Annotated in this window: 9 protein-coding genes; 5 read left to right on the plus strand and 4 right to left on the minus strand. The window is 51.0% G+C overall.

The features are described from left to right. Nucleotides 1-111: 111 nt before the first annotated feature. The 4 genes from BDT_RS12170 to ruvC form a co-directional block, all read right to left on the minus strand. On the minus strand, nucleotides 112-3,498 hold the full coding sequence (locus BDT_RS12170) for a Calx-beta domain-containing protein (protein WP_015091546.1): 3,387 nt from the start codon (nucleotides 3,496-3,498) through the stop codon (nucleotides 112-114). A 110-nt stretch (nucleotides 3,499-3,608) separates the two neighbouring features. After that, nucleotides 3,609-4,598 (minus strand): Holliday junction branch migration DNA helicase RuvB, encoded by a 990-nt coding sequence (gene ruvB / locus BDT_RS12175; protein WP_015091547.1) that lies wholly within the window; start codon nucleotides 4,596-4,598, stop codon nucleotides 3,609-3,611. Next, nucleotides 4,595-5,185 carry a Holliday junction branch migration protein RuvA gene (ruvA, locus tag BDT_RS12180; RefSeq protein ID WP_015091548.1) on the minus strand — a complete coding sequence of 197 codons (591 nt, stop codon included), beginning with the start codon at nucleotides 5,183-5,185 and terminating at the stop codon, nucleotides 4,595-4,597. Before ruvA ends, ruvB begins: the two co-directional genes overlap by 4 nt. Next, nucleotides 5,182-5,682: a crossover junction endodeoxyribonuclease RuvC gene (gene ruvC / locus BDT_RS12185; protein WP_235046110.1), complete on the minus strand. Its 501-nt coding sequence runs from the start codon at nucleotides 5,680-5,682 to the stop codon at nucleotides 5,182-5,184. Before ruvC ends, ruvA begins: the two co-directional genes overlap by 4 nt. An 85-nt stretch (nucleotides 5,683-5,767) precedes the next feature. Between ruvC and BDT_RS12190 the strand changes: the two genes are divergently transcribed. The 5 genes from BDT_RS12190 (at nucleotide 5,768) to BDT_RS12210 (ending at nucleotide 15,133) form a co-directional block, all read left to right on the plus strand. After that, nucleotides 5,768-6,598, plus strand: a complete 831-nt coding sequence (locus BDT_RS12190; protein WP_015091550.1) for a tetratricopeptide repeat protein — start codon at nucleotides 5,768-5,770, stop codon at nucleotides 6,596-6,598. A 66-nt stretch (nucleotides 6,599-6,664) separates the two neighbouring features. Continuing rightward, a complete protein-coding gene (efp, locus tag BDT_RS12195) occupies nucleotides 6,665-7,231 on the plus strand; it encodes an elongation factor P (RefSeq protein ID WP_015091551.1) in 567 nt (188 codons plus the stop codon). Nucleotides 7,232-7,320: 89 nt separating this feature from the next. Continuing rightward, complete coding sequence (locus tag BDT_RS12200) at nucleotides 7,321-8,382, plus strand: hypothetical protein (RefSeq protein ID WP_015091552.1); 1,062 nt, start codon at nucleotides 7,321-7,323, stop codon at nucleotides 8,380-8,382. Then, nucleotides 8,379-12,347 carry a translocation/assembly module TamB domain-containing protein gene (locus BDT_RS12205; protein ID WP_015091553.1) on the plus strand — a complete coding sequence of 1,323 codons (3,969 nt, stop codon included), beginning with the start codon at nucleotides 8,379-8,381 and terminating at the stop codon, nucleotides 12,345-12,347. The genes BDT_RS12200 and BDT_RS12205 overlap by 4 nt, the downstream gene beginning before the upstream one ends. Beyond that, on the plus strand, nucleotides 12,344-15,133 hold the full coding sequence (locus tag BDT_RS12210) for an outer membrane protein assembly factor (protein WP_015091554.1): 2,790 nt from the start codon (nucleotides 12,344-12,346) through the stop codon (nucleotides 15,131-15,133). Before BDT_RS12205 ends, BDT_RS12210 begins: the two co-directional genes overlap by 4 nt. Nucleotides 15,134-15,142: the final 9 nt, after the last annotated feature.

The raw sequence follows: 15,142 nt of genomic DNA on the forward strand, positions 1-15,142 counted from the left end.
ACCCCAATATAAAAACCTGCAAAAGGCTCAAAATACGACAGACGACAAAGCCGGCGGTATGCCGGCTTCGAATAGTAATCACGTTTTTAAGATATCCCTGGCCTCTTGATTCTACAGTCCCCAGACCGTGCGCGGGAATGGGAAGCGATCTGCAGTTCCAACAACACCTTTGTTATTATCACCCATGCATTTCATTTCACCCGTTTCCAGAACGAAACAGGTACTGTCACTGCCCGCAGAGACAGCACGAACACCTTCCGCAACCACGGTTGCGGGGCCGGAAGAATAACATTTATCAACCGTCGTCCCTATTCCAAGTTGCCCCTTCGGGTTCTGGCCCCAGCAAACCAAGCGGCGCTCGTCACCCACGATCGCGCACATATGGGAACGCCCCACAGAGACTTTCTTAACATCCGTCAGCAATGTTGTGGGAGTGTCGCCGTTCGTCCCCATACAAGCCAAGCCACTCCCCCAGCACTTCAAGTCCCCGTTTTTCATGACGGCACAAGAGCCCGGACTGGTTTCATGTCCCCCCATAGAGACAGAGTCAACCCCGGACAACAACGGCGTCGCTGGTATCGTTGTTCTATCAACAGTGTCTCCCAGTCCCAGTTGCTTTTGGGTGTTATCCCCCCAACAGAACAAATCATCATTGGTTGCGATATAACAGGCTGCCTGGTAAGACGTTTCAACATCCCGAACTCCGGACGACAACACCAGATTTGGAAGAGTGTTGCTGCTGGCACTTCCTGGCTTGCTCTGGCCGCTGTTATTGTCGCCCCAGCAATTCAGTCCGCCGGTAGTCAACAGCGCACACCCACCGTCATCATTCAATGCCACCTTGCTGACATCTTTACCAATCACAATCTTCGGAGTTTTAAAGCTTGTGAAGGCAGGACTGACACCCAAACTCAAGTTTGCGGAGTTATATCCCCAGCATCTCAGTTCCCCGTAGGTTGAAACTGAGCAACTGCGTTCTCGCCCTGTGGCGATCTGTCGCTGATTGCGTGACAAGGCTTGAGTCGGAACCAAGCGAGGCAACAACGTTCGATCACCCACTTGCCCCACCGAGTTTTGCCCCCAGCAAAGAACTTCGCCCGAAGACATCAAAGAACAGGCCGAATAGTAGTTTTCATGGAATACATTGCTGACCGAAACTGATTCTACACCCGCAGGAATGACCGTCACAGGCAGTGTTTTATTCACTGGCAACGGCGAGGCCATCCAACATTGAACCGAAGAATCCAGCATCAACACACACCGTGGATCCAGACCATCTGTTGGGCCATATCTATTAGACATTCGCAGCAGACTTTTCACTCCGCCGCTGATCAATTGCACCGGTGCCGAAGCCGCCACAGCCGGATTGCCCCCTGGGATTCGGCCACCCGAGCCCCATGTCCATACACTTCCGTCATTTTTCAAAGCTATGATCGACTCTTGCGATGTCATCATATCCTTGTATTCGGAACTCATCTCCACCGGAACAGTTGAACCGGCCCCGCTGGCTCCAGGGGTCAACTGACCATTACTGCCACTACCCCAACAATAGCTCTTGCGCACTGTCGGCGCACCTTCATCTTTTTGCACACAGATATTGTCATTGAAAAGGTCATAGGAAACGATATTGGTTGCCAAGGGCGTCGCGGGCACAGTGGACGTGCTTCCTGAAGAGTACCACGTCGATCTGTTACCCCAGCAGAAAAGATTTCTTTGCGACGGAGTTACGGAATCCAACTTAACCGCACACAAGGTGTTTCCGGTAACAGCCGCGATAAGACGCATTTCCTCCACCTGCCCCGTGACAAGCTGTGGAGCAGCCAGAGTGCGCGAAGCATTGGTCGATCCAGTACCAAATATACCTGAATAGTCATCGCCCCAGCACACCAGGTCTTTATTGGTTTTCAGGTAACAGAGGGCATTCGAGCTGACCGCCACCTGAGTGACTCCGGAATTCACATATTTCGTTGGCTGCAGCACTCTGCCACCGACGGATCCCGGCAGGGCACTCGCATTATCCCGTCCCCAACACCACATCTCGCCTGAAGTGTTCGCTGCGCAGACGGTGTATCCGCCCACCTCAAAATGTGCCACATTCTGCATAACAGGTGTGGCGGAAGGTTCATTCGTGTTGACCACAGTCCCATTGCCAAGCTGGCCATAGTCGTTGGCACCGAAACATTTCAGGTCATTGTTGTCATACAGTGCACAGGCAAAACCCACGCCCTGCTTGAACGACACAACCTTCGGCGCCACAACAGCGGAATCATCATCCCGGATCAATACCTCATGCACCGAGAGCATCCCCCCGTTTCCGAGAGAGTTTTTTGCCAGAATCAGACGAATCCGTTTTTCAGGCTCTGCAACAGCATCATCCAGAATGGTCAGCGGAATATATTTCGTTGTTTCATTAATGGCAAAATTAACTTCTTTGGACGCCAGGATGAAGTCCCCCGCACCAGCGTCACCCATGACCGCAATTGTAACTTTAAAGGCGATCGGAGCTGGAGTGCTCAGAACCACCGGAATATTCAACGTACCCGCATCTTCATTCACAATCTGACTGCTGGACACAAAGGATGCCGTCAAAGCCGACGTGTAAGTCAAAATCCCCGTCGTGTCTTTGGCTGGAAGATCTGTGACTGCAACCTCATTGGCAGGATTCAAAACCGTGGCACCATTCAGCTCGATTGCCGCCGGCATTTCAATTCCGTCGGTGTCATCATCCCCCGGTACAACCTCATAGCGGAAAAGCAATTCCGATGGGGAAACTTTTGTCACATAGTTGGCGATACGGTTGTTACTTCCGATACGAATGGTGATGCGCGGACTTCCCGTCACCGTCACGGGCTGATCATACTTCACAATGACTTCAAGACTGGTTCCATCCAGATACACATCCGTGTCCGGAGTGCTCAGTCTTTTTACTTCAGGAACTGTGCGAATTAAAACAGGAGTATTATTTGCCAAAGATTCATCCGAACCTGGCGCTGGCAAGGTCAAAAGATTTGCAACCTCGTCAGCAGTGCCCGTCACATCTTCAGCGGGCTCAATCGTGCCGCCGTTCAGATTCAAAGCCTGAACACCTGTGTAATCCAGTGTCAGCGCAGAATCCCCGGCCACAACTTCATATTCAAAGATCAGGATATTAGTGCCGGAACCCGAAGCATAAGTGGCCAGACGTTTCGTAGTGCCAGTCTCAAGTTCAATCGTAGGATTTCCAGTCACATTCACTGGGCCCGTGAAATGCACCTGAATAGGAACAATCCCCGCCGTTGTATAACGAGGCAACGCCAAAGTGGAAACGGAAGAAGCACCGGTGGTGTCTGCATCGACTTTCAGAATTTTTGGATATTGCAGTGGTGCCGGACCTGGCACCGACGGCGCCAGAATAGATCCCACTTTCCCAAACATTTCAGCATTCAGATTTCCGCAGCCGGCCAAAGCCAGCATCAGAAAAACTGACGCGAAAATACGGAATACATTCTGATAAACCATCGACGCCCCTTAAAATCAAAGTGTTCCTTTGAATTTATCGGCGCCAATGATGAGCTTCTGAAGCTTCAATGTGAGATTTTAATGGTTATTCCGCGAATTTCCGAAACTCGCTATTTGTCTGCGAGCACTGAGTTTTTCGCAAATTCGGTGATTACACGGCCACGCTGGGTTTTCTGGATGAACCCCTCCTGAATCAGGAAAGGTTCGTAAACCTCTTCCAGGGTGTCTCGCTCTTCACTGAGGGCCGCGGCGATCGTATCGATCCCCACCGGACCACCGGCGTATTTGTCCTGTATCAGACTGAGAATACGGCGATCCATCAGATCCAAGCCATACTGATCCACACCCAGTTGGTTCAAAGCATAGACGGCGATATCTTTAGTCACCACTCCGTTGCCTTTGACCTGAGCATAGTCACGCACACGCTTTAGAAGCCTGTTAGCTACGCGCGGAGTCCCGCGGGAACGACGGGCCACTTCTTCAGCGCCATGCTCGTCAATTTCAACTTTCAGGATTTCCGCTGACCGCATCAGAATCTGGCGAAGAGCATCTTTATCATAGAACTGCAAACGTTCGACAATGCCGAAACGGTCACGGAACGGAGGATTCAACAAACCCGCACGCGTGGTTGCGCCTACCAAAGTAAACGGCGCCAAAGTAAACTTCATGGATCGTGCGCCCAGGCCTTCACCGGTCACGATGTCGATGTAATAATCTTCCATCGCGGTGTAGAGGTATTCCTCCACGTGACGGCTTAAACGGTGAATTTCATCAATGAACAAAACTGAATGCGGTTTCAGTGACGTCAGAATCGCCGCCAAATCACCTTTTTTGTCGATCGCTGGCGCGGAAGTCATTTTGATTTCCGCACCCATGTCGTTGGCGATGATTTTGGAAAGTGTCGTTTTACCCAAGCCCGGAGGCCCGCACAACAACACGTGATCCAGGGACTCGCCACGGAATTTCGCAGCGGCCACAAAGACCTTCAGTTTTTCCTTCACATCATCCTGACCGGGAAAGTCCTCAAACTTCTGGGGACGCAGTTCGTTTTCCCAGCTTTTTTCGCCTTCAACCGGATCGCCTTCAAGAATACGACTCATGACAAGCCTCCGGAAAGGGTCTGGAAGCCTTTGCGAATACCGTCTTCAACGGACACGTCCGTTGGCAACGAAGATACAAACTGATCCACCAACTGGGACTTGTAACCCAAGTTCAAAAGTGCAGAAGTGATTTGAGTGTGCGCCACAGATTTGGCATGGCCGATAACGCCACCGTCTTCGATCGACACAAGCTTGCCTTTTAAGGTCAGAATAATTTGTTCAGCGGTTTTTTTGCCGACCTTAGGCAGACCGGACAAAGCCTTGGCATCGCCCGCTTCGATCATCTGCTGGATTTGCGCCGGACGGCCGCCGGAAAGAATGCTCAAGGCCATCTTTGGACCGACACCGTTAACTTTCAGCAAAGACAGGAACATGTTTTTTTCTTCTTTGTCGTGGAAACCGAAAAGTTGCAAAGCATCTTCGCGCACATGCGTGTGCACCCAGACGATGATGTCTTTGCCCAGAAGGGTCTGCAGGTCCCCCAGCGTGTTGCCGGAAGCAAGGATTTCATAACCCACACCACTGACATCAATCAAAGCGGAGTCATTCATCACTTCAATAATTTTACCGCGCAGATATCCAATCATAAACTCACCGCTCTTTGCATTAGGGCTTTCTTTTTCATTTCAAAGGCATGGTAACAAGCCATGGCCAGGGCGTCCGAGGCATCGATGCGGCTGATGGTTTTTAAGCTCAGCATGACTTTCAAAATGGCCTGCACGTCTTCTTTGGAGGCGCCGCCGTTGCCGGTGACACCTTTTTTTACGGACCGGGTGGCGTATTCCTGAACTTCGGCTCCGCCTAGACCGGCTTCATACATGATCACGCCGCGGGCGTGACCCAGCTTGAAGGCACTGTCGGCATTTTTACCCAGGAAGATTTTTTCGATGACGACCTGTTCAGGTTTGTACTTTTCCATGACTTCACGGAACGCAGAACCCAGTTCGGTCATCCGGCGCGGGAAAGCGTCGTCACCGTCCATGACGATCACGCCGTGATTGATATGCTCAATCTTTCCGTTCGCCACGCGAACGACACCGAAACCTGTAATGCGGGAACCGGGATCGACCCCAAGAATAATCAAAGACAACCACCCTGTTTTTAAACTCTCGCCCCTATTTGAAGCTGAAGCTATTGCTTAGTCAATCAATCTGCTTTAGTATCTGTTCATGCCCAAAATTGAAGCAAGCACCATTGAAAAGTACCAAAGCCTCCTCGAGAAAGATCCGAATTCTCAGGTTTTTGCTCCGTTGGCAGAGGCTTATCGTGAAATGGGAATGCTTCAAGAAGCCCGTAAAACCGTGACTGCCGGCGTTCAACGCCACCCGCAATTTGTGGGTGGACTGGTGACTTACGCCAAGGTGATGCGCGACTTGGGAGAGCTTGCCAAAGCTCTGGACACTCTGAAAAAAGCCACTGCTTTGTCTTCTGAAAATATTCTGGCGCACCAACTGATGGCCGAAGTTCATCTGGCGCAAAAGAATCCGAAGGATGCTTTAAAGTCCTTTAAAATGGTTTTATTCCTGAATCCAAATTCCAAAAGCGCCCAAAAGGCGGTGCAAAAACTGGAATCCCTGACGGCGGACGAGTACGACGAAGACGTCTTTGCCATGACCAAACTGCCGGAAGTAAATCTGGAAAGTTCAGCCGCCCCCCCCGTGGGGCGCGAACCGGATTTTGGCATCGAAGAAGTGGTCATCCGTCCGGCACCGATCACCACCAACAAGGCTTTGGAGCGCATGCTTTCCCTGATTGATGCCTTTATTGTGCGCAACGATCTGGAAAAAGCCCATGCCCTTTTGAAAGACACCCGCGTGGAGTTCGGCGACCATCCCGAGATCCAAAGACGCATGAAAACCCTTCAGGTCCGCTATAACGACACTGATGAGGCCATTCCACTGAAACCTATCCAACCCCGTGAGCAGTTGATCCGCGAACGAAAGCTGGAAGTCCTTGAGATGATGCTTCGCAAAATAGAAGACTACCGCGCCCAAGGTTGACCTCTGACGCCCGTTTAGGACATTATAGCTCTTCCTTGATTTATCTTATTCAGGAAGGATTTTACAATGTACGAAACGTCGGACTTTAGAAAAGGTCTAAAAATCATGCTCGAGGGCAAGCCTTACATCGTCGTGGACTTCCAACACGTGAAACCAGGCAAAGGCAATCAGTTCACTCGCACTAAGCTGAGAAACATGCTGACAGGCCAAAATCTTGAATCCACCTTCAAATCCGGTGAAAAATTCGAAGTTCCAAACGTAGAAAACAAAGAGATGTCTTTCTTGTACAAAGACGACTCTGGTTACAACTTCATGTCTCAGGAAACTTTCGAACAAATCGCCATGTCTGAAGAAGACCTGGGCGAATCCAAGTACTACCTGACTGAAAATCTGAAAGTTGTGATCTTGTTCTACAACGAAAAAGCCGTTGCTTGCGACGTGCCAAAAGCGGTGAACTTGAAAGTGGCTCAAACAGACCCAGGTATCAAAGGTGACCGTGTGACTGGCGCGACTAAGCCAGCAACTATGGAAACCGGCCTGACTGTAGGTGTTCCATTGCACATCTCCGAAGGCGATGTTCTTCGTATTGACACCTCCACAGGTGAATACGTAGAGCGCGTCAGCCAAAAGTAATTAACGCCTAGTATTAAGTCTCCGCAACCACTGAATTTTATCGCAAAATAATGAGATAAAGTTTCAGATGAATTGCGGAGGCTTTTTTCTTGTCCACATATGTTGAGTTAGAAATCCAGAATTTACTCAATCAAAGCTCAGATCAAGCTATCGATCTGGCTGAAGTGGCATCTCGTCTTGTCTCCAGCATCGAATCTTCCCCGGATCATTTTACTCTTGATAACATCACCGCTCTTTCTCGTTTTCTGATTCAATCCGGAAATGAACTGGTGCTGGTTGAATTCGTTTTGCGCCATCTTGAAAATGAATCTTTCCCGATTCCCTGGCCGTACTTTCTGGAAGCGCTGAGCGCGTTCAACCAGGAGCTGGATGAAAAATCCGTGCGCGCCCTGATTGACGGTATCGAAGAAGACGGCGCGCAGGAAGAAGCGTCCCGTTCCCTGGCTTTGCGCCAGACGATTCAAACTCTGGGCGAGTGGCGCAGCAACCGCAAATACAAAATTCACAAAGACTATCTGAACAACAAACGTCTGTTGCTGGATCAGTTGATCACGCTGCGCACTCAGCAGTTGTATGAGCAGGAAAAATCCCTGTTAGCCCGCCTGCAGAAACTTTATCCGGGCGACACTGACATCCGCCGCGAAGTGAACGAACACAAGCAGCGTTATGCACTGGAAATTCTTTCCCGCCGCACGCCACGTTCGCGTGGTGTGAAGACCGAGGATTTCTCTGTGAAAGATCCGGAAACAGAGCAGGCATTGCAGGTGCTGATGCAAAGTATGCACGAGCACGCCGAGGCCGATCCTGCCATGGCCTTTGATTTCGCCATTGCCGCTTATATGCTGGAAAGCTACGAAGACGCGCTGTCTTTGCTTTCCTTCAGTGATGAATCGGAGGCTTTGATCTGGTTCCGTCTGGAAGTACTGCTCAAGTGCCGCCGCTTTGTAGAGTTGCTGACAGATCTTGCCAAAGTCGAAGTCGTCTTTGCCCATGAACCAGAAACTTTCTTTGCCACGGCTTACCTGCGTGCCCAGGCCCTGTGGGGACTTGGCCAAAAACACACGGCCGTTGAAGTGATGGAAGGACTGCTGGCAGCCCGCCCGCACTATCGTGCGGCCAGTGCGCTGTTAAGCATCTGGGGTGGCCAGTGAGAAGGGCCTTTTGGATTTTACTGACGCCGCTGGCGTGCTTTCTGGTTTTGTGGGCCGTGGGATCAACTTACCTTGCACCCAAGCTTGAAACCTGGACGCTGAATAAAATCCACAGCTATTCCGATGAAAATCTGCCGGTCAGTATTCGTGCCAAAAAATTGTCGTTAAGATTTCTGCGCCCGTCTGTTGCCATGGAAGGAATTGAAATCCGCGGCAAAGGTGAATTGGCTGAATCCCTGCCCTTGATTGAAATCGGCAGTGTGCGCGCCTTCGTTGATGTGTTTCACCTTTTGGGGGGCCGCCTGACCTTGTCAGCGGTGGTGGCAGAATCCCCGCGCGCGCAAATCAATATTGATCCTTTCCTGAAAGATGACTCCCCGGCCAAAGAACTTCCGATGGATGAGATCTTTGCCCTGCTGGAAAAACTGCCTTTGCAGCGCGTGTTCCTGCAAAACATCCTGGTGAATGTTTCTTCCAAACAACTGAAGCTGAATGTGGATATTGAAAGCGGCGATCTGCTTTTGACCAACATGGGTAAAAACCTGACAGCGAAAGCCAACATCCCGTCCCTGCAGGTCAAACTGGGTGGTATCGGGGATTTTGCCGGATCTTTGGACACGCATCTTTATCTGACCCGCCAGTCCCTGAAAATCATCCAACTGGGTGTGCGCCTGGGCGAATCTGAGATTCTGACCCGCGGGGAGCTGACTCACTTTTCCAAGATCGCAATCAAACCTTCCGGCGTTCTGGATCTGAGTGCCAAGGTCAATCTGACTGACATCTACAACGAGATGAAGCGCCTGCGCCCCGACATCAAAATGCCGGTGATCAATGGCGAGCTGGTCACCGAAATGGATGCCAAGTTCAACGGCCTTGATGATGTCAAAGCTTCGGCCGACATCAACACCCGTTCAGTGACATTGGGCAAACTGGAACTGGGCGATGCCCGCATTCAGGGTGAATACCAAAATGGCGTGATCAGCCTTTCTGAAATGCAGGTCAATCACCCCGCGGGCGAAGCGACCCTGACCAAGTCACAACTGGAGCTTGATGGCAATTACGGCTTCAAGTCCCTGATCACGGTTCATTCCCTGGATCTGTACAAACTTTTCCAAAGCCTTGATCTGGCAAACATCCCGGTGGGCATCGGACTTGACGGCGAACTGCCGTGCGAAGGGCGCATCCGCCCGACTTTCCAAGTGACCTGCACCAACGCTTCCATCGCGGGCAAAGACCTGTGGGTGAAGACCGATCTGAAACCAAAAACAAAACCTTTGGTGAATATCGACAGCATGAAAGCCAAAGGTCAGTTCCAGGTCACCACTCAAAGCGTGACCTATGCGGCCATTCTGAACGTCGGCAGCAGTCAGGGCACCACCGATGGCGTGATTGATTTCAACAAAGGTTTTAAGATCAATTTCAAGACCGACAAGCTGGATCTTAAGAACATCCGCAATCTGGCAAATCTGAAAATGATCGGGGCCACTAGTATTTCCGGATCGACATCCGGGGATTCTGATGCCGCGATCTTCGATATGAAATTGAACGCGCGCAATTTCATCTTTGAAGACTTTGCCCTGGGAAATCTGATTGCGGATCTTAAATACCGCAAAGGTCACCTGATCTTTGAAGACATCGCCGGGGCCATCAACAAAACCCAGTATCTGGGTGATCTGAATGTGAACCTGAACAATGAAACCCTGAACGGTGATTTCAGCGTGCCGACGGCCGACATCGCTGATGTGGCCCAGGTCTTTGAGCCCATCTACAAACTGCCGATTCAGGTTCAGGGCGTGGGGGCCGCCAAAGCCCACGTTGAAGGTCCGCTGAACTTCTGGAAGCTTAACTACAAACTTGAATCCGCCTTTAAGAATGTTTTCATTGGTCTTGAAAACTTTGACTCGCTTCAGTTCAATGCTTCCGCGAATCAGGGAAACATCAAAGCTGACAAGGTTGTTTTGCAAAGAGCCAATTCCACCGTCACCCTGCAAGGGGGCATTTCTTCTGACAAGATCATGAATCTGCATGCGGATGGAAAAAACTGGCGTCTGGAAGAATCCGACATCATCAGCAAGATCAATTCCAATATCACCGGCAACCTGAATTTTGCCGCCGAACTGAAAGAATCCGTGACTCAGCCGCAGATTCTTTTGAAAGGCGCAATCACCGACACCCTGTTTGAAGATCAGGAAATTCCTAATTCAAACCTGATCCTGAAAATCAACCGCCAGAGCTTTGGCGGTCAGATGACCCTGTTTGGAAACAAGGTCAAAGCAGACTTCCAGGTGCCTATCGCCAACAGCCGCACGCCGCTGGTGATGAAGGTCAACACCAACAACTGGAACTATTCCACCCTGCTGGGGCTGATCGGTGGAGCGAATCTGGCCAACGAGTATGATTCCGCACTGACCTCAACTGTGGACCTAAGATCTGACAGCGGCGAACTGTTTAAAGCCACCGGCAAAGTTCACATTGATACGTTCACCCTGAAACGTGGTCCTTTGAGTTTTGCCAATAACGGCCCGATCGACATCACCATGGATCACGGCGTGGCCAGCATCCGAAACTTCACCCTGCAAGGCCCGAACAATCTGATCCAGATCCGCGGCACCAACTTCACGGCGGAAAATCTAAATGTGGGTGTGACTGCCAATGCGGACCTTCGCCTGCTGCAGATCTTCACCCCGTTCCTGGAAGACATGGGGGGACCGATTCATGTTTCCACCAATGTTTCCGGCTCTGTTATGAAGCCTGAAATTCTTGGTAACGCCAATGCCAAGGATACATTTGTGAAAATCAAAGGTTTCCCGCATCCACTGGAAAAAGTGTCTGCGGAAGTCGTGTTCTCGCAAAGCCGCATTTTGATTAATTCCATCAACGGTCAGATTGCCGGTGGAACTTTAACTGGTGACGGCGGCATTCAGATCAATGGCATCAAGGACATCCCGACCACCATTCGTGCCCGTTTGGAAGGTGTGACCTTCAATGTGCCGGACAAAGTGCGCAGCAGCGGCAGTGCTGATTTGCTGTTCTCGGGACGCTGGTTCCCGTTCACGCTTTCCGGCACCTATCATGTGACCAGCGCCATGGTTGAAAAAGAATTCACCGAAGATGGCGGCGGTGTTACCGGCGTTCGTCAAAGTCTGTATCTGCCAAAACTTCTGCGTGAAGGTCAGTTTGAAGCCATCCTGCTGGATCTGCAGATTCTTTTGAATCGCAATATCGTGATTAAGAATTCCCTGATTGATGGATCCGTGACCGGTCAGTTGCAAGTCAAGGGACCACCGACCAATCCGGTTTTGCTGGGTAAGATCAACATGGAAAGACGATCGAAGATCATCTTTAAAGACAAAGTCTTTGATGTTCAAAGCGGTATGATCGACTTCAATGATCCGGATGAAATCAATCCGAACCTGTACATTTCAGCCGCGTCCCGCATCAATGAATACGACATCACTCTGCTGGCGCAAGGGCCGTCCAAGAATCTGACCATCCATCTGAACAGCGTTCCACCGCTGTCAGAACAGGACATTATTTCTTTGATCGCCTTGGGGGTTACGTCTTCGGCAATGGATCAGAATCTGCAATCCCGTCAGCAGGCCGAACAATTGGGGGTTGAAATCGGTGGCGCTGTTTTGGCAAAACCAATCAACAAGCAGCTGGAAAGCACTTTGGGCCTGAATCTGGCCGTGACGTCCCAGTATGATTCCACCCGCAATATCTCGGTTCCTAAAATCACCCTGAGCCGCCGCCTTTCAGAAAAAATGAAAGTGTCTGGCAGCCGTCCGGTGGGTGACACTCAGTCTTATGACATCAAACTTGAATACTTCCTGAACAGCAACATTACGGCCATCGGTTCATTTGAAACCCGTGGTTCTGAGGAAAGCACCAACGTGCAGTCCACGCAGCAGGAATCCCAAAGCATCTTCGGTCTGGATCTGGAATTCAAAAGGGAGTTTAAATGATCTGCACACCCCTTTTGAAACCCGCATTGATTCTGGCTCTGTCCCTGGGACTTCCTGCGTGGGCGGCGAAGAAAAGCCTGAACTATTCCACCCTGCCGCAGGAACTGCAGCTGGATCTGGAAAAAAGATTCCCGGACGCCCGAAAAGAACGCCTGAGCCAGGATCAGGTCGACGAAATCCTGCGCTTTATGCAGCAAAAGCCGCAGCTGCAACGCCTTCGCGTTTTTGATGAAGGCAATGGCAGCCCTTGGCGTTTGGACTTCCAGCTGACCCGCCGTATTTCCCAGGTTCAGATTGAAGGCAATAAAACCATGTCCTCTTCTGAAGCGGAAAACCTGTTTGGCGTGAAGGCCGATGACGTCTTTGACCAGCAGAGCTTGATTGAGGGCGGTGAAAAGCTGCACCAGGCCTATCGCGACATCGGTTTTTACAATGCAGTGATTGATATCGAAATGCCGCCTGAAAGCCCGGAGTCGGTTTCGATTCTGGTGCGTGTGAATGAAAACAAAAGAACCCGCGTTCACAATATCGTGCTGCAAAGCCCGAATGATGACCTGAACAAGCGCCTGATGAAAGAAGTCGACGGCGCCCTGAATGACCCCTACACCGATGCGACCCTGTCCAAGATTCAAAAAGACGCCCGCGAGTTTTTGACCAAGAATCGCTATGTCCGTGCGGATCTGGTCGGTCCCACGGCGGACTTCAATGCCGACGAATCCCAGGTGACTTTGACCTATAGACTGGAAAAAACAGAAAAGTACAACTTTGACTATCAAGGTGTGCGTTTCCTGGCGATTCGTGGAATCGAAAACGCCCTGGATCTGGATAGCTATTATTCAGCCAGCCCGTCGGTCAGCGCCGAACTGGCCGCCAAGATTCGCGGCTATTATCTGTCCAAGGGTTACGCCCGTGCGGAAGTGAAAGCGGATGAATCCGAACTGCGCAACTTCCAGCGCAAGGTGACCTTCCACATCGAGGAAGGCCCCCAGGTCAAGGTGCAAAAGTACAACCTGACCGGCCGCTACAGTAAAAAAGACAGCTATTATATCAACTTTATCGAAGAACACAGCTCGCCCGTCGTTGACAGTGGTTACTACAACAAGGACGACATCGATGCGGGCCTGAAGAATCTGATTCTGGAGCTGCAAAACAACGGTTACCTGCAAGCCAAGATTCTTTCCACGCGCACACAGTACAATAAAGACCGCGACGCCGTCACGATTTACATCAATCTGGATGAAGGCCCGCTGACCGTGGTGGAATCCGTCACCTTCACCGGCAATCAGGCCTTTCCTGCGGAAGAGCTTTTAAAAGTCACCCGTCTGCGCCCGGGCCCGCTAAAACTGGGTCAGATCGAAGAAGCCGTGGCCCGTTTGAAAAATCATTACCGCGAGCAGGGCTATATCGAAATGCTGCTGCTGAACGAACGCGCGGATCTGGTGACCTATGATGAAACCAACACCAAGGCGACTTTGAATTTCAAAATCTTTGAAGGCCCGCAAGTCCGGGTGGCTTCAATCATTCTGGAAGGCAATACCTTTACTTCTGATTATGTGATTCACAAGGAACTGGAATTCGACAAAGGGGATCTGCTGACACCTTCCAATTTGGAAGAATCCGTCGCACGCCTGCAAAGAACCGGATTCTTTGGCTCCGTGGAAATCCGCACACTGGAAGAAAAAACCAACGTCGCCAACCGCACCGTGCTGGTGAAAGTGACCGAACGTGATCCGGGCGTCTTTACTTTGGGGGCAGGTGCCACCAATGAAAGAACCCTGACCTTGCGTGGATACACCGGGATTGCCTATCGCAACCTGTGGGGCACCGGCCGCGGGATTTCCCTGCGTCTGGAAGGAAACTATAACGTAGCTGACATCAAGTATCTGGAAAGCCGCGTGGTCCTTGGATACCTTGAGCCTTACATCTTTGATTCCCGCGTGCGTGGCCGTATCAACGTCACTCGTTCCAGCACCGTGACTGACTACGACATCAAGCAGGTGTCGGATGTTCGTTCGACCACTTATTCTCTGGAAAAAGACTTCACTTCGCGCATTCTGGGGATCTGGGATCTTTGGTCTTTGGCGACCATCCGTGACTTCGGTTTGGATGACTCTTACCCGTACGATACTCTGGAACAAAATATCGCAACCACCGGCCCCCAGCTGGATCTGGATTTCCGCGACAACCCGTTCAATCCGACTCGCGGCACGTTCACACGCTGGAACGCTGAATACTCAACTCCGGAAATTGGCTCAAGCCCCACGATTGAATACTGGCGTTCGACTTTAAGCTTTACGCATTATTGGACTGTCGGTCAGCTTTCCAAGCAGCCGGTCGTCTGGGCCAACCAGGTGCGTGGTGGTTATCTTAAAAACCTCAGCAAGGACGGCGGCGTTCCCTGGGATAAAAAAGGCTTTACGCTGGGTGGTCAGTCCACCGTGCGCGGATACGAGGCCGGAACCCAGGAAGTCTTCCCGAACCGTCAGGATCTGGGCTTAAGCGACACGGATCCGACTTACTATCTGACGACGGATTCAACCATGTATCTGATTAAGTCAGAACTGCGTTTCCCGGTTTGGGAAAGCCTGGGTGGAGCTTTATTCTATGATGGTGGCTCAGTGAAAATCCAGGATCTGCATTTCTCAGATCCGTATCGCGATTCAACGGGGTTTGGTATTCGCTACAACACTCCAGTGGGTCCTTTAAGTCTGGAGTGGGCTTGGAAGCTGGATGCGCGACCTGGTGAAGAACCATGGCGCTTCCACCTGTCCATCGGGACGTTCTAAAATTTAAAA

This window comes from Bdellovibrio bacteriovorus str. Tiberius, from assembly GCF_000317895.1.
In the GTDB taxonomy this organism is placed as follows: Bacteria; Bdellovibrionota; Bdellovibrionia; order Bdellovibrionales; family Bdellovibrionaceae; genus Bdellovibrio; species Bdellovibrio bacteriovorus_F.